We start from the raw sequence: 25,838 nt of genomic DNA on the forward strand, positions 1-25,838 counted from the left end.
TGCCTGAATTTGTTCATATTCTTGCCCTTGTCCTCATATGATGGGGACAAAGACGGCGGGAGGATGGAACTGTGAAAAACCAATCCAAAAAGCTGGTTGCAGTTCTGGCGGGTGTGGCGGCTGTCATACTGGTCGGACAAGTAGGCAGTGTACGTACATACATTACGGAGATTCGGGATGGCCCGGGGACACAAAATGCATTCGATATGTTTCAAGAGGCGACTGGAGAGGATGCCCTGTTGTCGGCGATCCGGGATAAAGCGGCCGAAACAAAAGTAGCTCCGGTCAACGCCAAAGTGGACAGGGTGTGGAAGGCGATACCGGGATATAACGGCTTGGAGATTGATGTGGAAGCCACGTATCGCAAGGCACTGGGTGGTAACCTCAATACCAAAATTGCATATGTTTATCGTCAGGTTGAACCAGAAATCCAACTCAAGGATCTTGGGGCTCATCCGGTATACCGGGGGAATCCGGCAAAACCGATGGTTTCGTTTATGATTAATGTGGCTTGGGGGAATGAGTATATCATCCCGATGCTTGACACGCTCGATGCCGAGAAGGTGAAGGCGACCTTTTTTCTGGATGGAAGCTGGTTAAAGAAAAATGCCGAGCTCGCCAAAGAGATTCAGAAACGAGGTCATGAACTGTCCAACCATGCCTACTCTCATCCGAACATGAGTCGATTGAGCGCAGAACGGGCCAGACTTGAGATAAGCAAGACAGAGGATCTGCTCAAAGAGACGCTAGGGGTGGAAAACCGCTGGTTTGCCCCCCCGTCAGGTGACTTTAATCAGAAAACCGTAGACATTGCCTCAAGCATGGGGTTGCAAACGGTCCTCTGGACACTGGATACCGTCGATTGGAGAAAGCCAAGTTCAGCTTCCATTGTAAATAAAATTGGGGCAAAAGTGGAAGCGGGTACGTTAATTTTGATGCATCCCACTGCATCCTCATCAGGAGCACTAAAAGGCATGATTGATTCGATTCGTGCGAAAGGCCTCGTTCTGGGTACAGTGAGTGAGACGTTATCTTCGGAACGCATAAAAGCTCCAGCGGTTGAGTGAGCGGCGTTTTTTTGTTAATATCAAACAGTTGGAACCAAATGTCGATTTCGTTTTTTGGAGATCAGGGCAATTATAGAGATGTAGGAGGGCCAACCGTGAAAAAAATTCAGCTGGGCAATGGCCTCAGGGTAGTCATGGAACAGATTCCGACCTGTCGTTCCGTGTCTTTTGGTATATGGGTCAAGACAGGATCGCGCAACGAGCAGCCTGTTAACAATGGAGTATCACATTTTATTGAGCACATGTTGTTCAAGGGAACGGATCGTTACGATGCCAAGGCAATTGCGGAACAGTTTGATGCTATCGGCGGTAACGTGAACGCGTTCACTTCAAAAGAATACACGTGTTATTATGCTAAAGTACTGGATGAACATCTGCCTATCGCTGTAGATGTATTGTCTGACATGTTTTTCCGTTCCAAAATGGATGATGGCGAGCTCATCAAAGAGAAAAATGTCATCCTCGAAGAGATTTCAATGTACGAGGATACCCCGGATGATATGGTACATGATCTGATGGCTACGGCTGCTTATGGAGAGCATCCACTGGCTTACCCAATTTTGGGTACGGAGGAACGACTCAAAGCGATGGGTTCGAACGATTTGCGTGCTTATATGAAAGAGCACTACACCATTGAGAACACAGTGATTAGTATTGCAGGTAATATTGATGACAGTGTAATTGAGTTGATGGAAAAACACTTTGGATCATTTGACGTTCATGGTGAGGCAGAACAGATTACCGTTCCCAAATTCCAGAGCGGGCAGCTCTTTCACAAGAAGAAAACGGAACAGAACCATATCTGTATTTCGTTCCCGGGCTGCAAAATAGGAGACCCACTGCAGTTTGCCATGGTTGTATTGAACAATGCTATTGGTGGCGGCATGAGCTCCAGATTGTTCCAGGAAATTCGTGAAAAACGCGGACTGGCATACTCCGTATATTCGTATCACAGTTCACATGCGGATAGCGGTCTGTTCACGATATATGCAGGTACTGCACCAAAACAAACAAAAGAAGTGTTGGACCTGACCAAAGAGGTACTACAGGATCTTGCAGTTAACGGTCTGACGGAAGATGAACTGCGCAAAGGAAAAGAACAGCTGAAGGGAAGTCTGATTCTCAGTTTGGAAAGCACGGGAAGCCGGATGAATCGTTTGGGCAAAAACGAACTGATGCTGGGCAGACACCATACGCTGGATGAAATGATTGCCAAAATTGAACAAGTAACGATGGAAGATATCGATGCTGTACTTGACCTGATGTTCGCGGAGCCATTTGCGCTTGCTATGGTCGGTGCCTCTGATCGCACCATTGCTGGATTAAGAAGGGATGATTTTGTTGCATTACGTTCAAATTCAAAAGTTACCGGGCAATGAAGATATAAAACTGCCTCAAAAAATGTCGGAGCTTGCATCAGGCTTTGATGTAGTTGCTGCGCTTCAGGAGGACGTTGTACTGCAGCCGGGACAGCGCACGCTGATTCCGACAGGTCTGGCTATGGCTATGCCTGCGGGCCTTGAAGCACAGATTCGCCCACGCAGTGGCCTGGCGTTTAAACACGGCATTACCTGTTTAAACACACCGGGTACCATCGATGCGGATTACCGGGGTGAGGTTAAAGTGCTTTTGATTAATCTAGGCCAGGAGCCATTCACGATTGTACGGGGTGAACGCATTGCCCAGATCGTGTTTCAGACTGTGCCTGCTGTTGAACTAACCGAAGTAAGCGAACTTTCGGAAACGGTTCGCGGCGAAGGTGGATTCGGTCATACCGGAAAATAATAAACGACTACGAATGATGAAGGGCCTTCCCATGTGGGAAGGCCTTTTTTGTTTGAAGAAGAGATAGGAAATGTTTTCACCCCCCTGTGGGCCCCTGCATACGATAAGGCATACATGTGGTGAAAGGAGTGACGTCCCGATGCTGACCGGAGTCCGGATAGTAGTCCTGGGCGGAGATGCGCGGCAGCTTGAAGTCATTCAAAAATGCGCAGAGCTGGATGCCACAGTGAGTGTGGTCGGTTTCGACAAGCTGGAGCGTTCTATTCCGGGGATCGAACATCATGAGCTGGAGGATGAGGTGTTGGCATCTGCGGATGTGCTGGTGCTGCCCGTGGTTGGATGTGATGATCAGGGGAAAGTAAGCACCTCATTCAGTGACTTGCCGATTTTCCTCAAAAAAGAACAGATAGCGGCATTGCCAGAGCATTGTATTGTTTTCACAGGAATGGCAAAGCCATTTTTGCGTGAGTTGTGCGTGGATAACGGCTTGCGGCTTATTGAGGTATTGGATCGTGACGATATTGCGCTCTACAACTCGATACCGACAGCTGAGGGAGCGGTCGCGATGGCGATTCGGGAGACGGACTTCACGATCCACGGGTCGGAATGTATTGTGCTTGGGCTCGGCCGAACGGGATTCACAATGGCGAAAACGCTCCAGGGTCTTGGGGCAAATGTACGGGTGGGAATCAGACGGGAAGAAGATGCAGCTAGGGCTAACATCATGGGCTGGAAGCCTTTCATGACAACGGATTTGGCCGCTCAAACCGGGGCAGTTGACTTGCTTTTTAATACGATACCGACTATGATAATCACAGCACAAATCCTGTCCAGAATGCCGCAAAAAGCAGTCATTATTGACCTCGCATCCGCTCCTGGCGGCTGTGATTTCAGATATGCTGAAAAACGCGGCATTAAAGCGCTTCTAGCGCCAGGCCTCCCCGGCATTGTTGCTCCCAAAACGGCTGGCGGCATTATTGCCGACGTGTTGATCCGTTTGCTTTTGGAAGAACAAAACGCACGGGAGGTTGAACTATGAACTGGAAGGGTAAAACGGTAGGTTATGCGATTACAGGTTCTCATTGTACGTTTGAAGAGGTTATGCCGGTAATTAGCCGGTTTGTGGCTGAGGGCGCAAATGTCATTCCGATTATTTCCAATTCGGTATTAACAACGGATACACGCTTTGGTACGGCTCAGAACTGGCAAAAACAGTTGAAAGATATAACCGGTAATGATATTATTTCTACAATTGTTGAGGCGGAACCGCTCGGGCCAGCCAAATTGCTTGATGTGCTCGTGATTGCTCCCTGCACAGGGAACACCACCAGTAAGCTGGCTAATGCGATGACCGATAGCCCTGTGCTGATGGCAGCCAAAGCCCAGATGCGGAATCAGCGTCCGGTAGTGCTTGCTATCTCCACAAATGATGGTCTAGGACTGAATGCCGCGAACATCGCCAAACTGCTTGTGGCAAAATATATGTACTTTGTACCGTTCGGGCAGGATGATCCGGTGAAGAAACCAAACTCGTTAGTAGCTAAAATGGAACTTATTCCGGAGGCATGCTGGAGTGCACTGGAAGGTAAACAGTTACAGCCAATGATTGTGGAACGTTCTGCACAGGCTTAATCGTTTATTAACCAAGTTTAACTAATGCTTACAGGTTTGATTTCGGAGTGGAGAAGTTCCAGGATAACGGTTATACGCATGAAGAATTGAACTTGGTTAGGGTAGACAAAGAAAATCATGGGGGACGATATGTCGGAAGTTTAACAGCTTTCTGTGTACGCGTTCCTGTCGTTGAAGGGCATTCCTGCTTGCAGTGAAATGATCGCAAGCGGGATGCGTTCATGAAGATATGCATGTCGTGATCGGTGACAACCGAGCTTCAGTTTGTGAATTGCTTTGAGCAATCTACAGAGGAAAAACGGCATATAATGTCGTAATCATTGCTGAATTTATTGCATCGGAACGCTCCCTGGGTTGATCCATTTGTTGATTTGACCGTGTCCAGTCTTCTTGCGTACACAAATGGAGGAATTAAGATGCGTATCATGGTACAGAAATTTGGAGGCACGTCGCTCTCTACAGTTCAGGCGAGAGAGCACGTGCTCCGTCATATTAAACGTGAACTTGAGGCAGGACTTAGTCTTGTCATTGTTGTGTCCGCTATGGGCCGCCGGGGTGAACCCTATGCTACAGATACACTGCTCGACTGGGCAGCACAAAATGGTAATTCGCTGTCTGCACGTGAAAAGGATTTATTATTGTGCTGCGGTGAAATCATATCAGCTACAACGCTCAGCAGTCTTCTGGAACATGAAAACATCCCCACCACTGTACTGACTGGTGCGCAGGCAGGCTTTGTGACGGACGACAATTTCGGGAATGCCCGGATTTTGGATGTCCGTCCTGTTCGTGTGCTGGAGGAGCTTCAAAAGAATCGTGTTGTTATTGTTACTGGTTTCCAAGGGCAGACAGAGAGCGGGGACTTTACCACTTTAGGTCGTGGGGGTAGTGATACATCAGCGACGGCACTGGGGGCTGCTCTTCATGCGGAGATGGTGGATATCTATACGGATGTAAACGGCATTTTAACTGCCGATCCGCGAATTGTTGAGGATGCACGTCCGTTAACTGTGGTGAGTTATGCGGAGATCTGTAATATGGCGCATCATGGGGCCAAGGTTATTCACCCCCGAGCAGTTGAAATTGCAATGCAATCCCAGATTCCTGTACGCGTGCGTTCCACTTTTGCCGACAGCGAAGGAACCCTTGTTACCCATCCGGAAGGCTTCCAGGATGTGCAGACAGGCATAGTAGATCGTTATGTGACGGGTATTGCTTACGTTAGCAATGTTACCCAAATCACAGTGGATGTACCTGGAGGCGCAGATCGGCTGCAGCTGAAAGTCTTCAAAACAATGGCTGAAAATTCGATTAGTGTTGATTTTATTAATGTTACCCCTTCAGGAGTCGTCTATACCGTATTTGACAGTGACTCTGAAAAAGCAATTCAAGTATTGCAAGAGATTGGTCTTAAACCTCAAAGTCTGTCCGGCTGTGCCAAAGTTTCGGTGATCGGCGGTGGAATTAACGGTGTGCCTGGCATCATGGCAAGAATCGTTGAATCGTTAACACTGGCTGACATTCAGATTTTGCAATCGGCAGATTCGAACACAACCATCTGGGTACTTGTAAAAAAAGAAGATATGGTTCAGGCCCTGAGGGCGCTTCATACCTCATTCGAACTTCATCTGTAAATAGAAGCGATCGGAGCCAGACCTGTTTTGAAGGAGGAAATCGAATTGGACTTTGGAAGATTGATTACAGCAATGGTCACTCCGTTCAACGAACAGGGGGAGATTCATTGGGAGGAAACTGCAAGGCTTATAGACTATTTAATTGCAGATCAAAAATCTGAAGCACTTGTGGTGTCCGGTACAACCGGTGAATCTCCTACACTTAGCGACAGTGAGAAGGTGCAGCTTTTTGAGTTTGCAGTAAAGCATGCTGCAGGAAGATGCAAAATCATTGCCGGAACAGGGTCTAACAATACTGCCCATTCGATTCATCTGACTCAAGAAGCTGAACGTGTCGGCGTGGATGGGGTCCTTTTGGTCGTTCCTTATTACAACAAACCAAGCCAGGAAGGCATGTTCCAACATTTTGAAGCCATCGCGAGCTCAACTAAACTGCCTGTTATGCTATATAACGTACCAGGGCGTACCTCAGCCTGCTTGTCTGCGGCCACAACGCTTCGTCTGGCTCAGATACCGAATATCGTGGCTACGAAAGAATGTGCTTCTTTGGAGCATGTGACACTCGTCGCTGCAGGTGCACCCGATCATTTTAAAGTATATACGGGAGACGATGCGTCAGGCTTACCAGCTATCACGGTGGGGGCATACGGCATTGTTAGCGTCGCGAGTCATGTGGTTGGTTCAGAGATGAAGCAGATGATTGATTCCTTTGTCGCCGGAGACACTCAAAAGGCAACGAAGTTGCATCAGCAGCTTTTCCCGGTGTTCAAAGGTTTGTTTGAGTGTCCTCAGCCTTTGCCGAACCCGGTTGCAGTGAAATATGCACTGACGTTACGTGGGATGAATGTGGGTTCTGTACGTCTACCGCTCATTGCTCCAACCGAAGACGAGCAGGGCTTTATCCGTGGCTTGTTTAATGAATAGCAGGCACAAGTCTTGAAATTATTAATCTTGGCAACCTTTTTTAAACAGACAGGAACCGCTCTTCTGGAAAAGAAGAAGCGGTTCTTTTTTCGCTTTTTTGGGTTGTTTCATCCTGGCTGATAAAGGGAAACCTAGGGCTCAACGACAGAGTGACTTGTTTTTTTTGTTTTTAATCATGTATAATGATGTCAAGTGACTGGGTGCGGTATTTTTTTGAAATTGAAAGCGACATCGTTTCGAGATGTGGCTTTGCGGTGAAAAGGGAAGGAACGGCTAAGAAGGAATGATTTCAAACCCAACTTGTTGGTGAAGGTGAATTACTTCGAAGAACTTCTTCCAAATATCGTGAATAAAGGTGTTCTTTTGCATACATGCCTATCTATTGGTTTGTTATGTGGAGATTACTTTTTTAACTTACAATAAATAAAATAATAAGGTACGACGTCCAACTACCATAGGAGGTTCAGATTCATTTGTCTAAGAAAAATAATAACGATAAACTGATGATTTTTGCACTGGGCGGCGTAGGCGAGATTGGTAAAAATATGTATGTCATCCAATACGCTAACGACATTGTTGTCGTAGATGCTGGCCTTAAGTTCCCTGAAGAAGATATGCTTGGAATAGACATTGTCATTCCTGACATTTCGTACTTGACTGAGAACCGTGACAAAGTAAGAGGTATCATTTTGACTCACGGTCACGAAGATCATATCGGTGGATTGCCGTATGTTCTGAAACACCTTAACGTTCCTGTATACGGAACCAAGCTTACACTCGGACTGGTGGAAAACAAGCTGAAAGAAGCCAATTTGCTGGGTGAAACAAAACGCATTCTGATTGATGCTGATTCCGAAATCCAACTTGGTTCGGTATTGAAAGCAACATTCTTTGCTACTAACCATAGTATTCCGGATTCCGTTGGTGTATGTGTTGAAACACCAGAAGGTGCTGTAGTTCATACAGGTGACTTCAAATTCGACCACACACCAGTCAATGGTCAATATGCGGATCTTCAACGTATGGCACAGATCGGTACAAATGGCGTACTTGCGCTTTTGTCAGATAGTACTAATGCCGAGAAACCAGGCTTTACGCCTTCTGAGAAAAATGTGGGTATTGTTCTGGAAGATATCTTCCGTAAAGCGAGCCAGCGGGTTGTTGTCGCTACCTTTGCTTCCAACGTACACCGGATTCAACAGGTCATTAATGCAGCAGAAGTGACTGGCCGCAAAGTGGCTGTCATTGGACGCAGCATGGTGAATGTTGTAGGTATTGCTTCGGATCTGGGCTATCTGGATATTCCGGACGGCATGATCATTGAACCTGAAGAAGTTGGTAAAATGGCTGCTGACCGTGTTGTTATTCTCTGCACAGGAAGTCAAGGCGAGCCAATGTCTGCATTGACTCGGATGGCTCGTTCTACTCATCGTAAAGTAGACATTCTTCCTGGTGACACGGTTATTATTGCAGCAACGCCGGTACCAGGTAATGAGAAGTATGTAGGCCGTACCATTGATGAACTGTTCCGTCTCGGAGCTAATGTGCATTACAGTGGTGCGAACAGCGGTGTACACGTATCCGGACACGGTAGCCAGGAAGAGCTCAAGCTGATGCTTAACCTGATGAAACCTAAATTCTTCTTGCCAATTCACGGTGAGTTCCGTATGCAGCGCCGCCACGCCGTTCTTGCTGAATCTGTAGGTATCGACCCTGATAACATCTTCATCACGGATATCGGTGAAGTGGTTGAGATTCAAGGCGGAGCAGCACGCAAGGCCGGTAAAGTTACTGCAGGAAACGTATTGATCGACGGATTGGGTGTAGGCGATGTAGGTAACATCGTATTGCGTGATCGCAAACTGTTATCCCAAGATGGTATTCTTGTCGTTGTAGTTACCCTGAGCAAACAGGATGGTAAAATTGTATCCGGTCCGGATATCATCTCCCGTGGATTTGTATACGTACGGGAATCCGAAGGATTGCTTGATGAAGCCAACCGTATTGTCAGCAGCACTCTGCAAAAGTTGATGAGTGAGAACGTAAACGAATGGGCTTCACTCAAAACGAATGTAAAAGACGCACTGGGACGCTTCCTGTATGAGCAAACTCGTCGCAGACCGATGATTTTGCCAATTATCATGGAAGTTTAAAATACATTAAAATCATATATTCAGGCACACAGTCGCCCCTGATCTACGAGTAATATTGGACGGTTCCTCGTAGATCAGGGGCTTTTTTTGTTTTTTACGGTTTGGATCCATGGAGGATGTGAGAGATTTTTGGCAGGTCATTGGGTATAAGTAGACTGGAAAATTCCCCATACTAAGGAATACATTAAAATGGTTATGGGGAAGGGGATTAATCTAATGAGTGAGTATATAAATGGCAAACAGACATCCAAGTCGAATCAACCCGAGACAGAGACACCGGGCATGCCTGCCCAAGATGACAAAGGGTTGGCTCCAGTTACAGAGGCCATCCAGCAGTTCGGACAGACTCAATCACCTGCAGGAGAGTCCAATATTTTCTGTATGACGATTATTGGACAGGTCGAAGGTCACTTGATTCTGCCTCCGCAAAACAAAACCACGAAGTACGAGCATATTATCCCGCAATTGGTTGCTGCTGAACAGAATCCCCGGATTGAAGGCATCCTGATTATTCTGAACACCGTGGGAGGAGACGTGGAGGCAGGGTTGGCCATTGCCGAGATGATTGCTTCTCTGAGCAAGCCTACCGTTACCGTTGTTATTGGGGGAGGACACAGCATTGGGGTTCCAATTGCAGTAGCATCCACCTATTCATTGATTGCCGGAAGTGCAACAATGACGATTCATCCCATCCGGATGAACGGACTGGTCATTGGGGTGCCTCAAACATTCGAGTATATGGAGAAAATGCAGGAACGGGTTGTTCGCTTTGTCACCACGCATTCGAATATTTCGGAGGACATGTTCAAAGAACTTATGTTTAAGACAGGGGAATTGAACAGGGATATCGGTACCGCCGTGGGGAGTGCTGATGCAGTCAAATACGGATTAATGGATGCGGTTGGCGGTATTGGACAAGCCATTGCACAGCTGAACAAACTTATGGGAGACAAGAGACAGACCCTGCAGGCAGGAGGCCTTACACAATGACCATGTATACTGTAATGCCGCCGGAACATCTCTGGTCGGGGATGTGGAATGAAGGGGAGGATACGCGTGAAGTCAAGATTAACGGTTTATTGATGCAGATCAGACCGGTTAGTGAGAGCGAAGCTGTTATAGTGCGTTTGCTTGACTGCCCGCTTGAAGCGTACCTTGATCCCGCCAATATGCCTGGCTCCAAAGTTCCTCTTTCAGGTAACGCGGGACCAACATAACATGACGAAAAAAGACAAATAGGGCAAGAAAAGAACATATGTACGGATTAAATTTGTATGGTATAATATTCTTCTGGGGGTGACCTGATTTTGGCCAGAAGAAAAAAGAAGAAGAAAAAAGGCGCTGCGTTCAGCGGCGTTTTAAAATATGAAATCTATGGTATAGTGCTCATTACTCTGGCGGTTATCGCTCTATCCGGAGAAGCAACGGTAGGACGTTCACTATCCAAAATGTTCGGATTAATGCTAGGGAAGTTCTATTTCGCCATTCCGCTGGTTGGGATCTACTACGGATTGATGGTTATGATTCATCGAAAGTGGCCAAGCGGTTGGACTACTCGCAAGACCGGGCTTGTTCTTCTGGTGTTTGCTTTAACGTTGATGAGCACCGTATCTGCAATGCATCAGAAGCTTATTCCTGTGGGGGCTCTCGAGCCAGGTGCGGTGATTACACAAGTACATAATGATATGCAGACCGAACTGCTTCAACCTGCCCCAGGTGAACGTGATTCCATGTTAAATAAGGACATAAGTGGTGGCTACATTGGGGCTGCTCAGTTTGCTCTGTTCCTGTGGCTGTTCGGTAGTCTTGGCGCGCGTTTGATCATGATCGTGATGTTTATTATCAGTTTTATGCTGATTACGAATCTGTCCTATGTCGATCTGGTGCGTATATTCAGAACGAAGGTATGGGATGCCGGCAGTTCGATCTACAAAAAGCTGGAGTCCAGACCATCAGCACGATCTGCTGCAACATCCTCGGGAAAAAAAGGTGGAGCAGCACGTAAAGTGGTTCCTATTCCGGCAGATATTGAAGAGGATGAAGAGGATGACTTGGAAGAGATGCATCTTCCCAAGCGGAAAGCACCCATTTTCTTTCAATTGTTTGGTAAGTGGGGTTCGGATCGGGAGACAACCAAATCAGACCGAGAGATGGAGCAAGAGCAGCCACCGGCAGCAGAGCAAGTATTATATCGCGCTGAGCCGGATCATTTCGCAGAATCATGGAATGAAGAGCCATCATTTGTCTCGGATGTTCCATCCTCTGCTGGAAAGACTGCTTCACCGAAAACCAGTTCGGCTCCGATTATTCGTGATTTCTTCGAACACGTCAGATCCGAGGATCATGTGAAGGATGACGATTTGGACGATGCGTATCCTTTTCCTGAGGACTTTTCAGATTCCAGCCGAGAAGACGACATTCCGATCAAAATTAGTGATGAACTGGTAGATGGAGCGGATTGGCCTGTAAACGAGGCGAGTGCTGATGACCTGAGTGAGATGGAAAACAGCCCGGAAGGACAACCTGGTGGGTTAAATAATTCATCTTCGGTGATGGACGGTGAAAGTGTTGAGGGGCAGGAGATGGAGCCTGTTAAACCGCCTCCACCACCTCCGAAGCCCTATAAACTCCCTTCGTTCCGCCTGCTTGCGAAGCCTAACAACGGCGGTAAGGGTGGGGATCAAAAAGATTATATGCAAACTGCCCGGAAGCTTGAAGCCACACTGGAAAGCTTCGGTGTGCGGGCGAAGGTGCTTGAAGTTGTTAGAGGACCAGCAGTTACGCGATATGAGATTCAGCCGGATATAGGTGTAAAAGTTAGCCGGATTGTAAGTTTGACTGATGATATCGCACTGGCATTAGCGGCCAAGGATATCCGGATGGAAGCGCCGATTCCGGGTAAATCAGCGATCGGTATTGAAGTGCCTAACGGTGAAGTTTCCGTTGTAACGATGCGTGAGGTTATGGAAACATCCACGTTTCAGGATGCAGAATCCAAAGTGACTATTGCATTTGGACGGGATATTTCTGGTCAGACCATCATCGGCAACCTTGCCCGTATGCCCCATTTGCTTGTTGCAGGTGCTACGGGTTCTGGTAAATCGGTATGTATTAACGGGATTATCACAAGTATTCTGTACAAAGCGAAACCGGATGAAGTGAAATTTCTGATGGTCGACCCGAAAATGGTTGAGCTTAACGTATACAATGGCATTCCTCATCTGATGGCACCGGTAGTTACGGATCCCAAGAGAGCCTCGCTGGCCCTCAAAAAGATTGTGGTCGAGATGGAGAAAAGGTATGAGCTGTTCTCCAAATCGGGTACACGGAACGTCGAAGGTTACAACAACCTGATGAAGGATAACCCGGCAGCCGTGTTGCCATACATCGTTGTTATAGTGGACGAGCTTGCGGATCTGATGATGGTTGCAGCCGGGGATGTGGAAGATGCCATTGCCCGTCTTGCGCAAATGGCGCGTGCAGCCGGAATCCATCTCATCATCGCCACGCAGCGGCCTTCTGTAGATGTCATTACAGGTGTCATCAAAGCCAATATCCCTTCCCGGATCGCATTCGGTGTGTCTTCACAGGTGGACTCCCGGACGATCTTAGATATGGGTGGAGCCGAGAAACTGCTGGGTCGCGGTGATATGCTGTTCATGCCAATGGGGGCTTCCAAGCCTGTACGGGTGCAGGGAGCTTTCATGAGTGATGAAGAAGTTGAGAATATTGTTAATTATGTGCGTGGACAAGGCGAAGCCCAGTACGATGAATCAATTGTTCCTGAAGTCGATGACTCCGTTCAAGCGGCAGATGAAGTACAGGATGAATTGTACGAGCAGGCTGTGCAAATTATATTGGAAGCGAAGCAAGCTTCCGTATCCTTGCTTCAGCGGCGCATGCGTGTGGGTTATACTCGCGCTGCACGTCTGATCGATTCGATGGAGGCTCGTGGCGTTATTGGTCCGTATGAGGGCAGTAAGCCAAGGGAGGTTCTAATTTCGCTGGAACAATATCAACAAAACAAAATAAGTTCCTAAGTACCACTAAGAATTGTATCTATGCAAGCCCCTGACAATAAGTTGGGGGCTTTTTTGTTCTTGATGGTCGTTGAGGTTTTGCCATGTTGTCCAATGATCGGATGATTTGGTGCATAGGAAGCAAGCAGGCTTGTCATAATAACGTTAGCGATTCTGTTAATCCCACAAGAGAAAGGTAGAGCACAGTCGATGCGAAAAATGAACATATGGCTTTTCACTGCGATCTTGCTGATGTCTGCATTGGGAATTCGTTATTTGCTCCCTGACCATTCGGCAAACCAAGAATCCAAACCAAATACTTCCCAGGTGGAAGAGAAATCGCTGCCCACCTTCAGCAGCAACACCGTGCAATATGGAAGTTATGGACAGGATGTATACGAGCTACAAGGCAGACTGAAGTACTTAGGTTTTTACAATGGTAAAATCGATAGTAACTTTGGCAGCAGCACACTAAAATCCGTAAAGTGGTTTCAATCTGAATTCGGTATGAAAGCGGATGGCGTGGTTGGCGCTAAAACTAAACTGAGATTGTACAATGCAACTAAACAATGGTCCCCGACCGAGCCTCCACTGCACAAGGAATCGTCAGGCCAGGGTACGGACAAAACCGACAATGCAAACAAAGAGCAGGACAACATGGGTTCCGCCAATTCCATGGGCTTATCGGAGAATGAGATTAAGATTATGGCCAATGCGGTATACGGCGAATCCAGGGGAGAACCCTTTGAAGGTCAGGTTGCTGTAGCAGCAGTCATATTGAACCGTGTTAAATCACCGAGTTTTCCAAATACACCATCCGGCGTCATTTTCCAGCCTGGTGCATTTACCGCTGTAGCTGACGGGCAGATCTATCTGGAACCCAATGCTCAAGCCCGTAAAGCAGTTGAGCAGGCAATGAATGGCTGGGACCCATCTGGTGGCTGCCTGTATTACTTCAATCCCAAGACGGCTACTTCTAAGTGGATCTGGACCCGTCCTCAGGTGAAAACAATCGGTCAGCATATCTTTTGTATGTGATGATGTTGGAAGCAACCAGAAGACGCGTCTTCGGTTGCTTCTTGCCTTTTGCATGGGTTAAAATGGTTGTTGCACTTGAGAGTTACTGAAATATTGCCTAACAAATGACGCCGTAAAGGGGTTTTGACATTTGAATACATCAGGATTTGAACGGGGCAGTCAAAAGGAGTTTCGTATCCATGTACTGCCCACTAAACGTTTCAAGACTTTTGCCATTTCGTTGTATGCAGGAGTCCCGCTGCAAGAAGAAACGGTCACCAAAGTAGCGCTTACGCCATTTGTGCTTCGTCGTGGAACCCAGTCTTATCCTGAAACAACGGAGTTTCGTGAACAGTTGGAGCATTTGTATGGAGCTGGATTTGGTTTTGACGTATACAAACGTGGAGACTATCAGATTGTACAGTTCCGGATGGACACGATTAATGATTCCTTTGTAGGCGGGGATGAGCAGCTTTTGGATCGTTCCTTTGCATTTTTGGGGGAGGTACTTACTCGGCCAGCAATGGAAGATGAGCATTTCAGGAAGGCCTATGTGCATTCAGAACGTGAGACCGTCCGCAAACAGCTGGAGTCTGTTGTTAATGATAAAATGCGTTATGCGGCAGAGCGCAGTATCGAGGAAATGTGTAAAAATGAGCCGTACCGCTTGCATCCGTTAGGGAAACGTCAGGATCTGCCGGGAATCGAACCTGATGTGCTAACGACCGCTTATCAGACGTGGCTGCAGCAGGCTAGCATGGATCTGTATGTTGTAGGTGACACGACGCTCGAAGAAGTGGAGAGTCTAGTTCAAAAACATTTTGATGTAAATCGTACCCATTCCTCTAACTATGTGACAAACCAGGCCGTCCGCGGTGACAAAGAAGTGGAGACGGTTGTTGAACGACTAAATGTTAACCAAGGTAAACTGAATATGGGACTTCGTACGTCTATTACGTATGGCGACCCGCAGTATGCAGCAGCATTAATGTACAACGGCATTCTTGGAGGATATCCGCATTCCAAATTGTTCGTTAATGTTCGTGAAAAGGAGAGTCTGGCGTACTATGCCTCCTCCCGGTATGACGGACATAAAGGCATCGCGACGATTCAATCCGGGATTGAAATACCTAATTATGAAAAAGCTGTTTCGATCATCAAGCAGCAGTTAGATGAAATGAAAAGTGGAAATATTAGTGATCTGGAAATGTCCCAGACCAAAGCGATGATCCGCAATCTGCTCAAAGAAATGCAGGATTCGGCTTTTGAGATGATTGCGTATGACTTTAATCGTCAGTTATCGGGCAAGGAGCGGACCGCTGACGAGCTGCTCGCTCAGGTTGAGCAAATCAGCAAAGAAAACGTTCGTGAGGCGGCAGAGCAATTCCGTCTGGACACGATCTACTTCTTGCGGGATGAGAAGGGGGAATAACTGGTGGAGAGCATACATTACGAACATTTGCAGGAAACGCTGTATTACGAAGTCATGGATAATGGGCTTCATGTCTATGTATTGCCTAAACCCGGATTCCAAAAAACGTTTGCCACGTTTGCAACCAAATACGGCTCTGTAGACAATCATTTTCAGGTGAAAGGTCAGGAAGAAGTTCAGGTTCCCGACGGTATCGCTCATTTTCTGGAACATAAAATGTTTGAGGAGCCGACAGGTGATATTTTTGCAACTTTTGCATCCAATGGGGCATCTGCCAATGCATTTACGAGTTTCGACCAGACCGTATATTTGTTTTCTGCGACAGAACATGTGAATGAAAATATACAAACATTAGTCGACTTTGTGCAAAATCCTTATTTTACGGACCAGAATGTGGACAAGGAAAAAGGCATTATTGCACAAGAGATTAATATGTATGCCGATAATCCGGACTGGCGTGTGTATTTTGGATTGATTGAAGCAATGTACCAAAAACACCCCGTCCATATCGATATTGCGGGAACGGTGGAATCGATCGGCACGATAACCAAAGAAACGCTGTACACGTGTTACAATACGTTTTATCATCCAAGTAATATGCTTTTATTTGTTGTAGGTGGAGTAGAACCTCAAGAAGTCATGGATATGGTTCGTTCGAACCAGGCAGAGAAAAACTACGAACCTCAAGGTGAAATCAAACGGATATTTGAACAGGAGCCCAGTGGGGTTGTGGAGGCCAGGAGGGAAGCAAGGCTCGCGGTTTCATTGCCCAAGTGTCTGTTTGGCTTTAAGGAAACGGATGTTGGATTCTCGGGGGAAGACCTGCTCCGGCGTGATATGACGACCAAATTGATGCTGGATCTTCTGTTTGGCGCTAGCACGGCCCTATTTCAAAAACTGTATGATGAGGATCTCATATCGGATAGCTTCGGACATGAATACATTAGTTCGCCGCAGTATGCATTCTCTGTAGTTGGTGGTGATACTAAAGACCCGGATCTATTGCTGGCCCGCATACGGGAAGAGGTTGATGTCATTGTTAAAAAGGGATTCGAAGCTTCGGACTTTGAGCGAGCACGCAAAAAGAAAATCGGGGGATATTTGCGCATGCTTAATTCACCGGAGAATATTGCCCATGAATTTACACGTGAGCAGTTCCGTGGCGGTGATTTCTTCAACATGATTCCGATATATGAATCCATCACACTGGAAGAAGTAAATCGCAGACTGAAAGAGCATATTCGCTGGGAACAACTGGCTGTATCGCTTGTCGTGAGTCCGTAAAATGGAGAGGGGAACAGGACAAATGAAGCCGATTGGAGATATGACAGTACTGGTTACTGGAGCAAGCGGTGGTATAGGAGCAGCTATTGCAGAACGATTTGCAATGGTCGGTATGAACGTGGTTATTCACTATATGAAATCCCATGAGGCAGCCAATGAAGCAGCGAGAAGGTGCATGGAAAAGGGCAGCGGTAAAGTCATGACGGTGTCTGCGGATCTCCGCAGCCGGGAACAGATTGAGCGTATGCGTGAAAAATTGGAGTCACATGGATTAATGCCTGACATTCTGGTAAATAACGCAGGCATTTCACATTATGGGTTGTTGTCTGACGTGACGGAAGAAATATGGGATGAAGTAATGGCCATTAATTTGAAAGGCACATTTCTGTGTACTCAGATCATGATGCCTCACATGATTTCACAGCGATACGGACGAATCATTAACGTATCCTCCATCTGGGGATTATCTGGTGCATCTTGTGAGGTACTGTACTCCACCACGAAAGGGGGCGTAAATGCCTTTACAAAAGCTCTTGCGAAAGAGCTTGCACCTTCCGGTGTTACTGTAAATGCAGTTGCCCCCGGAGCCGTTCAGACCTCTATGCTGAATCATCTGGATCAGGATGAACTGAAAATGCTGGAGGAGGAAATTCCAGCTGGGAGACTTGCGCAGCCTGATGAAATTTCCTCTCTTGTTTATTTTCTCGCGCTACCAGAATCCGGATATATTAACGGCCAGATCATTAGTCCGAATGGCGGCTGGCTTACCTGAAGAATGGAAGTTTAGCGGGTCTCGGCTGAATGGATGATTTATCCTGAATATTAATTGCTCGATAGGCACATATTACAACTGTTGATTTTAAATCTCATGCGACAGCTAAGGAGGATTTATCATGTCAACAGAAAAAACGGTGCTCAGCAGTTTTGACACATGGAAAAAGTTCTTGGGTGATCGCGTACAGCAAGCAGAGAAGATGGGGATGAGTGAAGAAACCATCAACAAACTTGCGTATGAGATTGGTGACTTTCTGGATGAGAAAGTGGATCCAGCGAACCATTCCAACCGGGCATTGAAGGAAATATGGGATGTCGGCGATGCCGAAGAGCGTCGTACGATTGCGCGCCTGATGGTCAAATTGGCCAAACAAAACGCATAAGATCCACCGATGGAGAGCTCCCGCAAGGGGGCTTTTCTCTAATGATTACAGACCTGTTCTTGTAATTCATTTTCTTTTTATATATCATTAACGTGACCCATTTTTAGAAGATGTCTCAGTTCGGTGTCCTTCGGGCACGATCTGCTGCTGTCGAACAATGTGGAATATTGCATTACGGGGTGTTTAAATGGAATCTAAACAATGGTATATGGAATATAAAATACATAAGAACAGACCCGGTTTGTTGGGGGACATTGCCTCCATGCTGGGGATGCTTGAAGTAAATATATTGACCATTAATGGTGTTGAGGGCAAAACAAGAGGAATGCTGCTCGAATCCGACGACGATGAGAAGATTCGTTTGCTGGGTGAAATGCTTGCAAAAGTGAACAGCATTACGGTTTCCGCTCTGCGTCAACCCAAATTGGTCGACATCTTGGCTGTGCGTCATGGCCGGTACATTGACCGCGACTCGGACGATCGCAAAACTTTTCGTTTCACACGAGACGAACTTGGGTTACTCGTGGACTTTTTGGGTGAAGTATTTAAAAGGGAAGGCAATCAGGTGATTGGCCTTAGGGGCATGCCTCGTGTCGGAAAAACGGAATCCATTATCGCCGGTAGCGTCTGTGCGATGAAACGATGGACGTTTGTTTCGTCCACTTTGCTTCGTCAAACGATAAGGAGCCAACTTTCCGAGGACGAAATGAACCCAAACAATGTCTTCATCATTGATGGTATCGTAAGTACGATTCGTTCCAGTGAACGGCATTATAATCTGTTGCAGGACATTATGACGATGCCGAGTACCAAGGTCATTGAACATCCTGATATTTTTGTGCAGGAATCAGAATATGACTATAACGATTTTGATATCATTATTGAACTTCGCAACAATCCGAATGAGGAAATTATTTATGATACGTTTACGGCCAGTTACACCGACGAACTGTAATGCTCCGTACGGAATCATGGAATAGATAGCAACAACCAAAGAGAAAAAGATAAACATAAGGAGGAGATAGCATGTCTGAACTGGGTCAGCAGTTAAGAGAGGCCCGGCTGCAAAAGGGGATGAGTCTCGACGATGTACAGGAAATGACTAAAATTCGCAAGAGGTACTTGGAAGCAATAGAGGCTGGGGACTATAAGGTGCTTCCTGGCAGCTTCTATGTGCGAGCTTTCATTAAAACCTATGCGGAGACGGTTGGACTAAACCCTGATGAGCTGCTGGAGGGACATAAGAAAGATGTACCGGCAGAGGAAACAGAAGCAACCATGGAGCCCGTGATTCAAAAACGTTCAAGTCGACCTGTCGAGCGCAGCAATCGATGGATGTCAGTAGCGTTAATGTGGACATTTCCGATTCTGATTGTTGCCTTGCTGTACGTGTATGTGGTCATGAATAGAGATGATGCGGATACACAAGGCGTCGATCAAACCAAAATTACAGATAGTCAGCAAACGCCGAATGATCAACCGGATGAGACGACGGACAACGGTCAAGCATCCACTCCACCGGATAACGAATCTGCAGGACAAGAAACCGGTCAGGCCGAAGGAGAAGCAGGCGGCAATGGTGGGGGGACCGACGTTACTGGTGAGGGTACCGAAGGTCAGACGGACGAACAAACCCCGGATGACACCGAAGATCAAGAGCCAGCAGATAATGCAGGGACTGTAACGGTTGCTGAAGATGGAAAATCAGGTAATATTACAAATTTCAAAGTAAATGGAAGTGCAGGTCAACCGGTTAAGGTTACTATTAATGCTTCAGGTCAGAGCTGGCTGGAAGTGTATAAAGGTGAGAATTCAAGCGGAGAAAAACTGCAATTTGGTATGACAGCCGATGGAGACAGTATGTCATTTGATCTGGATAGCACCGGCTTGTACATTAAGTCTGGATATGCTGCGGCTACGACCATTGAAGTTGGTGGTCAAGTCGTAACGGATGGGAAGGCCACCAACCGGATTCGTCTCCAATTGGGAGATGAAAGCACAGGCGCGTCTACCGGAACAAATGCGAGCTCTGTCGAAGGCTCCGATGCAGGAACCGAAGGCTCTGTCACAGGCGGCGAATAAGGGCATTAACTGCGGGGGACAATAAGTTTGTCTTCACTAGCAGTTAACTTTCGGTAAAGCGAGGTGGATGGCTATGACAGTCAGCTGGATCGTCACAGGTTTAGGAATCATTGTCAGCCTCCTGGGTTATTATTTGACTCCAAGCGCTTGGGGTTACGGAATTTTGGGCTTCGGACTTGCGCACGTCATTCTGGGTGTGCTCGACATGTTCAGACAGCCCAACCGCAGCCGATATTAGATTGCTCTGCGTTAAAGCATTTTTGGTTACTGCAAAAGCGGTGGCTGAAAATGCTTTTTCGTTTGTTTACCCCTCAAAATTAGACTTTTCCCGGGCGAATCCTCTATAATGTTACACAGAACAAATGATTAATTGAAAGGGTGACCAGATTGAGCTCAGAGAATTCGTTCGATATCGTGTCCAAAATGGACTTGCAGGAATTAACGAATGCCGTTACACAGACGGAAAAGGAAATCAGTACACGTTACGATTTTAAAGGTAGTAAAAGCAGCTTGAAACTGGACAAGGATGCATTGACAATTGTATCGGACGATGAGACCAAACTTAAGGCTGTTATTGATGTTCTTCAATCCAAAATGGCGAAGCGGAATCTGCCGCTCAAAAACATTGACTATGGCAAAGTGGAGCCAGCTTCTTCCGGGACAGTGCGCCAGCGTCTGAGTTTTAAACAGGGGATTGATCAGGATATCGCGAAAAAGATCAATATTCTGATTCGTGATTCCAAAATGAAAGTGAAGAGCCAGATTCAAGGGGACCAGCTCCGGGTAACTGGTAAGAGTAAAAATGATTTGCAAGCCGTTATGCAGCTTTTGAATGGTGCCAATCTGCCTCTTGATTTGCAATATACCAATTTCAAATAAGTTTGTTACGTCCATTTTTGTTGTGGAAAACGTGTTTTGACACTGCAATTGGCGTATATTATACTAAGTGTGCATTGCTAGCAATCAAGCATAAAGCCCAGTCATCATCGTTTTGCTGACTTTGTGAAAAGCAGTACACCTTTTGGAGGTCGCCGGAACGTTTTAAACGATTTTGCGTTTGAACGGTTGACTTTATTTTTTGCGTTTTTACATATGAGATCAGTGGTGTACTCAGTGTATTTTACATGTTCACCTTCCGGATGATGGATACGGGGTTAGGATGATTGTTTGAAGTATTGGAGGATAAGAGGGAGGGCGTCTTGTGAATTTACCCAACCGGATTACGCTTGCACGAATTTGCTTAATCCCTTTTTTAATGGTGTTTCTGCTCGTGGACTTTCCATTTTATCCGGAGCCTATGCAGATTGGAAGTTTTTCGCTTCCGTATAATCAGCTGATCGCTGCCATTATCTTCATCATTGCAGCCAGTACGGATGGAATTGATGGATACCTGGCAAGGAAAAACAATATGGTCACCAATTTGGGCAAGCTGCTCGACCCGCTGGCTGACAAGCTGCTAGTGACTGCAGTGCTCATTTCACTTGTTGAGATGGGTAAGCTGGACTCATGGATCGCTGTCGTCATTATCAGCCGGGAGTTTGCGGTGACTGGCCTTCGCCAAATTGCTTTGCTGGATGGATCGGTTGTTGCGGCCAGCAACTGGGGCAAACTGAAAACCGTAATACAGATTGTAGCCATCGTTTTGCTCCTGCTTAACAACTTCCCGTTCTCTTATACTGGGGTACATGTTGATGTTATAGCCGTTTGGGCTGCAGCGATCATTACGATTTGGTCTGGCATTGATTATTTCATCAAAAACAAAAATTTGCTTAATTTATCAAAAGCGTAAAAGTTTAAGGTAAAACGGGTAATTTATGAAGGACAGCTTGCGCAAAGGGCAATAGGAAAACATCCTATTGCCCTTTGATCACTCACATTGTGTACAGGAGGATGCTGAATGAAGGCAGAAATTATCGCAGTCGGAACAGAGTTGCTGCTCGGACAGATCGTAAATACGAATGCCAGATATTTATCCCGTGAATTGGCTGCTATCGGGATTGACGTTTATTTTCAAACGGTGGTAGGGGACAATCTGAATCGTCTCAGTGAAGCCATTCGAATTGCCCAAGGGCGAGCTGATGTCATTTTGTTCTCAGGCGGTATCGGACCTACGCAGGATGATCTAACCAAGGATGCCATAGCAGCAGTGTTGGGACGCAGCCTACATATTGATCGGATGGCAATGGATAAAATCGAAAGCTTCTTCAGGGATCGCAATGTGGAGATGACGGAGAATAACCGGCGTCAAGCCATCGTGGTTGAAGGAGGGACCCCGCTGGCTAATGAAACGGGTCTTGCAGCGGGTAATGCCATCTCGGATAATGGGAAGCATTATATTGTCATGCCTGGGCCACCAAAAGAACTGATTCCCATGTTTGAGCAGGAGGTCAAACCTTGGTTGTTCCAACATGTTCTTACGAAAGAAATGCCGATTTATTCGAAAATGTTGAAATTTGCCGGGATCGGTGAGTCGGCATTGGAAGACCGTCTGCTTGACCTGATTGATAGCCAAACCGACCCTACGATTGCACCTTATGCAAGTGAGGGAGAGGTAACGGTACGGGTGTCCACCAAGGCTCCGAGTGAGAATGAGGCCAAACAGAAGCTGGATGCCATGGAGGTACTCATTCGGGAACGGTTGCCTGAACACCTCTACGCGAACGAGGATGTGCCTATAGAGTACACAATTGTAACCATGATGGCTGATATGGGTCTGACCCTGAGCGCGGCTGAGAGCTGTACAGGAGGGCTTGTTATGCAGAGCCTGACTTCGGTTCCTGGCAGTGCTTCCATGCTCAAAGGCGGAATTGTATGTTATTCCAACGAGATAAAGGAAAAGCTGCTGAATGTCCCTCATGACTATCTGGAGGGTGAAGATGCTCCCGGGGCTGTGAGCCCTGAAGTTGCTAAAGTATTGGCTGAACAGGTACGCATGATCGGTGATTCCGATTTTGGTCTGGCCGTTACAGGAGTAGCAGGTCCAGGTTACTCTGAGCGTAAGCCACCAGGTCTGGTTTTTATCGCTCTTGCTGAGCGGGGAAAAGAGACGGAGATTCACGAATTGCGTATCAACGGTAATCGGGAGACTGTCCGCATCCGTTCGACCAAGGCTATTTTATACCGCTTATGGCGCAAACTGGTTGCTATGGACTAGGTATACCTTGAATTGCTTTTACAGGGATATTCAAGTATAATCAAAACAGACGGAAGAACCGTAGAATTGGGCACTCAGCCTTGTTTGCGGTTCTTTTTTCTGTTTCATTGCAAGTTTTGCCTAGGAAGAGGCGCCTCGGCCTTTATAAAAAAAACGAATGTATGTTCGAAAAAAAGCTTGGCAAACGTGTTAAAACAAGGTATCATTATCTTATAAACAGTAAAGGGTGTGAGCATATTGTCAGACCGTCGTGCCGCGCTTGATATGGCGCTCCGTCAAATAGAGAAGCAATTTGGTAAAGGATCTATCATGAAACTGGGTGAGTCAACTCACATGCAAGTGGAAATCATACCCAGCGGATCCTTGGCTCTGGATATAGCACTTGGAACAGGCGGCTTGCCAAAAGGCCGGATTGTTGAAATATATGGACCTGAATCTTCAGGTAAAACAACTGTAGCATTGCATGCGATTGCTGAAGTGCAAAGAGTCGGTGGACAAGCTGCATTTATCGATGCCGAGCATGCTCTTGACCCTCAATATGCAAGTAAACTGGGTGTTAACATTGATGAATTGCTTTTGTCCCAGCCGGATACGGGCGAACAAGCATTGGAAATTGCTGAAGCACTTGTGCGCAGTGGTGCTGTTGACATTATCGTTGTTGACTCTGTTGCTGCCTTGGTACCAAAAGCTGAGATCGAAGGCGAAATGGGGGACTCCCACGTTGGTTTGCAAGCACGTCTGATGTCTCAGGCGTTGCGTAAATTGTCTGGTGCAATCAGCAAATCCAAAACCATTGCCATCTTTATCAACCAGCTTCGTGAAAAAGTTGGTGTAATGTTTGGTAACCCTGAGACAACGCCTGGTGGACGTGCCCTGAAATTCTACTCTACAGTTCGTTTGGATGTTCGCCGTATTGAGAGTATTAAATCAGGTAATGACATAATCGGGAACCGTACCCGTGTGAAGGTTGTCAAAAATAAAGTTGCACCACCGTTCAAACAAGCAGAAGTAGATATCATGTATGGTGAAGGTATCTCCAGAGAGGGTAGTATCATTGATATTGGAACAGAACTCGACATCGTTAATAAAAGTGGTGCTTGGTATTCTTACGAAGGCGAACGTCTGGGTCAAGGTCGTGAAAATGCGAAGCAGTTTATGAAAGAGCATAAAGAGATCGCTCAAGTGATCGAGCAAAAAATTCGTGAAGCCAGCAATCTGACGACGGTAGTTCCTGCTCCTACGAGCGAAGATCAACAAAAAGAAGAAGCAGAAGAACAAGAATTGTTTGAGATTAACGAGTAATTCTTCCCTTGCCAGGAGGATCCAGAAGGCGTTGCTTACTGGACTTCCCGGATTGGGGTGAATTGTACCGATCCTGCTAGGGGAGACGGCGCGTGTTTCTCGCGCTGTCTAACAGCTCCTGTCCATTGGACAGGGGCTGTTAGCACATTTATTGAGTGAGCTGGAGCCGGGTTGGATTCCCGGCTTTTTGCATTTTGGTCTGCAGTTTTCTTTAAGAAGGTAGGTATTTCATAATTTAGAAAGATACAGAGTTGAACAAAAAGGAGGGAGAGGCCTGAATGGATCAACATGATGATGATGATTTGTACGAAACAGCAGAACTGGAGGGGATCTCCCAATTCCCGGATAACGAAGAACTTGTCATTACACGGGTAGAACGAACAAAAAGCAGGCAGGCCCGGTACCGGATCACGTTCGGTATGTACTCGATTACGGTTCTGGAAGATGTAATGATCAAATATCGAATGACCCGGGGCAACACATTTGTGAAGAAAGATCTCGAAGAGATTATAGTAGCGGATGAGCGGCAGCAAACCTATGTTCAGGCATTGCGTTACTTAGAGCACAAACAGCGTACAAGGCATGAATTAAGCCAGCGACTTCGTCAGAAAGAGTTTGCAGCACCATTAATTGAAGAAGTACTGGATCGGCTTGAGCAGGAGAAGCTTGTGGACGATGAAGGGTTTGCGAAGGAATGGACAAGGCAGCGTATGACAGGGCAGAGGAAGGGAAAACTGTGGATAAGGCAAGAGCTGCGTCAAAAGGGCATTGCCAATGAGCTCATCGTTGAAGCGCTTGAAGGCGTGGATGCGGATGTAGAGTTTGAGACAGCTTTGACCGCAGGGCGAAAGAAGTGGAACCAAGTCAAAGGGGACGTTGCAGAGAAGAAACGCAAAACGCTTCCCTTCTTGATGAGACGCGGTTTTCCTATGGATATGGTACGTAAAGTTGTGAATTGTTTAATTGAAGAAGATGAAGTCGAAGATTCTGAAGATGACGAGTTGTTACCATGGGATTAACAGAGACTACACAGTGTACTGCATTCTCTTGACAATTTCTTTCGTCAAATACTAAAATGGACATGAGTCTGTAAGAAATGGACAACCCTTTTTCCTTCCAAAAAAGCGGTTTCGGTTTCTTAGGATTTACCCTTCATGATTATGGATTCGCTGAAGGCAGCGAATAGTACGTGGTAA

General features: G+C 46.6%; 24 protein-coding genes. All 24 read left to right on the forward strand.

All coding sequences use genetic code 11. The features are described from left to right. Nucleotides 1–71: 71 nt before the first annotated feature. The 24 genes from MHB82_RS11410 (at nt 72) to MHB82_RS11525 (ending at nt 25,661) form a co-directional block, all read left to right on the forward strand. Nucleotides 72–1,067, forward strand: coding sequence for a polysaccharide deacetylase family protein (locus tag MHB82_RS11410; protein WP_110822592.1), 996 nt, complete (start codon nt 72–74; stop codon nt 1,065–1,067). Nucleotides 1,068–1,162: 95 nt separating this feature from the next. Further along, complete coding sequence (locus tag MHB82_RS11415) at nt 1,163–2,446, forward strand: M16 family metallopeptidase (protein WP_095358589.1); 1,284 nt, start codon at nt 1,163–1,165, stop codon at nt 2,444–2,446. After that, on the forward strand, nt 2,406–2,852 hold the full coding sequence (dut, locus tag MHB82_RS11420; protein ID WP_170948039.1) for a dUTP diphosphatase: 447 nt from the start codon (nt 2,406–2,408) through the stop codon (nt 2,850–2,852). Before MHB82_RS11415 ends, dut begins: the two co-directional genes overlap by 41 nt. A 139-nt stretch (nt 2,853–2,991) precedes the next feature. Continuing rightward, a complete protein-coding gene (dpsA, locus tag MHB82_RS11425; RefSeq protein WP_095358588.1) occupies nt 2,992–3,891 on the forward strand; it encodes a dipicolinate synthase subunit DpsA in 900 nt (299 codons plus the stop codon). Next, the gene (locus tag MHB82_RS11430; RefSeq protein WP_095358587.1) at nt 3,888–4,484 is read left to right on the forward strand and encodes a dipicolinate synthase subunit B; all 597 of its coding nucleotides are present in this window, start codon (nt 3,888–3,890) and stop codon (nt 4,482–4,484) included. Before dpsA ends, MHB82_RS11430 begins: the two co-directional genes overlap by 4 nt. A 416-nt stretch (nt 4,485–4,900) precedes the next feature. Beyond that, nucleotides 4,901–6,118, forward strand: coding sequence for an aspartate kinase (gene dapG / locus MHB82_RS11435; protein ID WP_095358586.1), 1,218 nt, complete (start codon nt 4,901–4,903; stop codon nt 6,116–6,118). Nucleotides 6,119–6,163: 45 nt separating this feature from the next. Then, entirely contained in the window at nt 6,164–7,042 is an 879-nt protein-coding gene (dapA, locus tag MHB82_RS11440; protein ID WP_341174690.1) for a 4-hydroxy-tetrahydrodipicolinate synthase, read from the forward strand. Between the two features lie 473 nt (nt 7,043–7,515). Then, nucleotides 7,516–9,195: a ribonuclease J gene (locus MHB82_RS11445; RefSeq protein WP_095287708.1), complete on the forward strand. Its 1,680-nt coding sequence runs from the start codon at nt 7,516–7,518 to the stop codon at nt 9,193–9,195. 216 nt (nt 9,196–9,411) lie between these two features. After that, complete coding sequence (locus MHB82_RS11450; RefSeq protein WP_371859910.1) at nt 9,412–10,185, forward strand: ClpP family protease; 774 nt, start codon at nt 9,412–9,414, stop codon at nt 10,183–10,185. After that, on the forward strand, nt 10,182–10,412 hold the full coding sequence (locus tag MHB82_RS11455) for a YlzJ-like family protein (RefSeq protein ID WP_095358583.1): 231 nt from the start codon (nt 10,182–10,184) through the stop codon (nt 10,410–10,412). The genes MHB82_RS11450 and MHB82_RS11455 overlap by 4 nt, the downstream gene beginning before the upstream one ends. Before the next feature lie 90 nt (nt 10,413–10,502). Then, nucleotides 10,503–13,235 (forward strand): FtsK/SpoIIIE family DNA translocase, encoded by a 2,733-nt coding sequence (locus tag MHB82_RS11460; protein WP_341174691.1) that lies wholly within the window; start codon nt 10,503–10,505, stop codon nt 13,233–13,235. A gap of 189 nt (nt 13,236–13,424) precedes the next feature. Next, nucleotides 13,425–14,252 (forward strand): spore cortex-lytic enzyme, encoded by an 828-nt coding sequence (gene sleB / locus MHB82_RS11465; RefSeq protein WP_341174692.1) that lies wholly within the window; start codon nt 13,425–13,427, stop codon nt 14,250–14,252. A 130-nt stretch (nt 14,253–14,382) separates the two neighbouring features. Then, entirely contained in the window at nt 14,383–15,663 is a 1,281-nt protein-coding gene (gene yfmF, locus MHB82_RS11470; protein ID WP_341174693.1) for an EF-P 5-aminopentanol modification-associated protein YfmF, read from the forward strand. Nucleotides 15,664–15,666: 3 nt separating this feature from the next. Next, entirely contained in the window at nt 15,667–16,947 is a 1,281-nt protein-coding gene (gene yfmH, locus MHB82_RS11475; RefSeq protein ID WP_341174694.1) for an EF-P 5-aminopentanol modification-associated protein YfmH, read from the forward strand. A 22-nt stretch (nt 16,948–16,969) separates the two neighbouring features. Then, nucleotides 16,970–17,719, forward strand: a complete 750-nt coding sequence (gene ymfI, locus MHB82_RS11480) for an elongation factor P 5-aminopentanone reductase (RefSeq protein WP_426640577.1) — start codon at nt 16,970–16,972, stop codon at nt 17,717–17,719. A 121-nt stretch (nt 17,720–17,840) separates the two neighbouring features. Further along, complete coding sequence (locus MHB82_RS11485) at nt 17,841–18,104, forward strand: DUF3243 domain-containing protein (protein WP_341174695.1); 264 nt, start codon at nt 17,841–17,843, stop codon at nt 18,102–18,104. Nucleotides 18,105–18,291: 187 nt separating this feature from the next. After that, the gene (locus MHB82_RS11490) at nt 18,292–19,059 is read left to right on the forward strand and encodes a DUF3388 domain-containing protein (protein WP_095287700.1); all 768 of its coding nucleotides are present in this window, start codon (nt 18,292–18,294) and stop codon (nt 19,057–19,059) included. 71 nt (nt 19,060–19,130) lie between these two features. Beyond that, a complete protein-coding gene (locus MHB82_RS11495) occupies nt 19,131–20,186 on the forward strand; it encodes a helix-turn-helix domain-containing protein (RefSeq protein ID WP_110822580.1) in 1,056 nt (351 codons plus the stop codon). A 73-nt stretch (nt 20,187–20,259) separates the two neighbouring features. Further along, nucleotides 20,260–20,424, forward strand: a complete 165-nt coding sequence (locus tag MHB82_RS11500) for a hypothetical protein (protein ID WP_164848671.1) — start codon at nt 20,260–20,262, stop codon at nt 20,422–20,424. Between the two features lie 149 nt (nt 20,425–20,573). Beyond that, a complete protein-coding gene (locus MHB82_RS11505; RefSeq protein ID WP_095287698.1) occupies nt 20,574–21,065 on the forward strand; it encodes a YajQ family cyclic di-GMP-binding protein in 492 nt (163 codons plus the stop codon). A 322-nt stretch (nt 21,066–21,387) separates the two neighbouring features. Next, a complete protein-coding gene (gene pgsA / locus MHB82_RS11510) occupies nt 21,388–21,975 on the forward strand; it encodes a CDP-diacylglycerol--glycerol-3-phosphate 3-phosphatidyltransferase (protein ID WP_095358576.1) in 588 nt (195 codons plus the stop codon). 108 nt (nt 21,976–22,083) lie between these two features. Continuing rightward, nucleotides 22,084–23,340 (forward strand): competence/damage-inducible protein A, encoded by a 1,257-nt coding sequence (locus tag MHB82_RS11515; RefSeq protein WP_095358575.1) that lies wholly within the window; start codon nt 22,084–22,086, stop codon nt 23,338–23,340. Nucleotides 23,341–23,577: 237 nt separating this feature from the next. Continuing rightward, nucleotides 23,578–24,642, forward strand: coding sequence for a recombinase RecA (gene recA, locus MHB82_RS11520; protein ID WP_095358574.1), 1,065 nt, complete (start codon nt 23,578–23,580; stop codon nt 24,640–24,642). Nucleotides 24,643–24,920: 278 nt separating this feature from the next. Then, on the forward strand, nt 24,921–25,661 hold the full coding sequence (locus MHB82_RS11525) for a regulatory protein RecX (protein ID WP_341174696.1): 741 nt from the start codon (nt 24,921–24,923) through the stop codon (nt 25,659–25,661). Nucleotides 25,662–25,838: the final 177 nt, after the last annotated feature.

The sequence above is a fragment of the Paenibacillus sp. FSL K6-2862 genome, assembly GCF_038005125.1.
Taxonomy (GTDB): domain Bacteria; phylum Bacillota; class Bacilli; order Paenibacillales; family Paenibacillaceae; genus Paenibacillus; species Paenibacillus illinoisensis_A.

Coding starts and splice junctions, on each gene's coding strand:
- dpsA (WP_095358588.1), top strand. CDS start 2,992: ATGCTGACCGGAGTCCGGATAGTAGTCCTGGGCGGAGATGCGCGGCAG.
- MHB82_RS11430 (WP_095358587.1), top strand. CDS start 3,888: ATGAACTGGAAGGGTAAAACGGTAGGTTATGCGATTACAGGTTCTCAT.
- dapG (WP_095358586.1), top strand. CDS start 4,901: ATGCGTATCATGGTACAGAAATTTGGAGGCACGTCGCTCTCTACAGTT.
- MHB82_RS11450 (WP_371859910.1), top strand. CDS start 9,412: ATGAGTGAGTATATAAATGGCAAACAGACATCCAAGTCGAATCAACCC.
- MHB82_RS11455 (WP_095358583.1), top strand. CDS start 10,182: ATGACCATGTATACTGTAATGCCGCCGGAACATCTCTGGTCGGGGATG.
- sleB (WP_341174692.1), top strand. CDS start 13,425: ATGCGAAAAATGAACATATGGCTTTTCACTGCGATCTTGCTGATGTCT.
- ymfI (WP_426640577.1), top strand. CDS start 16,970: ATGAAGCCGATTGGAGATATGACAGTACTGGTTACTGGAGCAAGCGGT.
- MHB82_RS11485 (WP_341174695.1), top strand. CDS start 17,841: ATGTCAACAGAAAAAACGGTGCTCAGCAGTTTTGACACATGGAAAAAG.
- MHB82_RS11490 (WP_095287700.1), top strand. CDS start 18,292: ATGGAATCTAAACAATGGTATATGGAATATAAAATACATAAGAACAGA.
- MHB82_RS11495 (WP_110822580.1), top strand. CDS start 19,131: ATGTCTGAACTGGGTCAGCAGTTAAGAGAGGCCCGGCTGCAAAAGGGG.
- MHB82_RS11500 (WP_164848671.1), top strand. CDS start 20,260: ATGACAGTCAGCTGGATCGTCACAGGTTTAGGAATCATTGTCAGCCTC.
- MHB82_RS11515 (WP_095358575.1), top strand. CDS start 22,084: ATGAAGGCAGAAATTATCGCAGTCGGAACAGAGTTGCTGCTCGGACAG.
- MHB82_RS11525 (WP_341174696.1), top strand. CDS start 24,921: ATGGATCAACATGATGATGATGATTTGTACGAAACAGCAGAACTGGAG.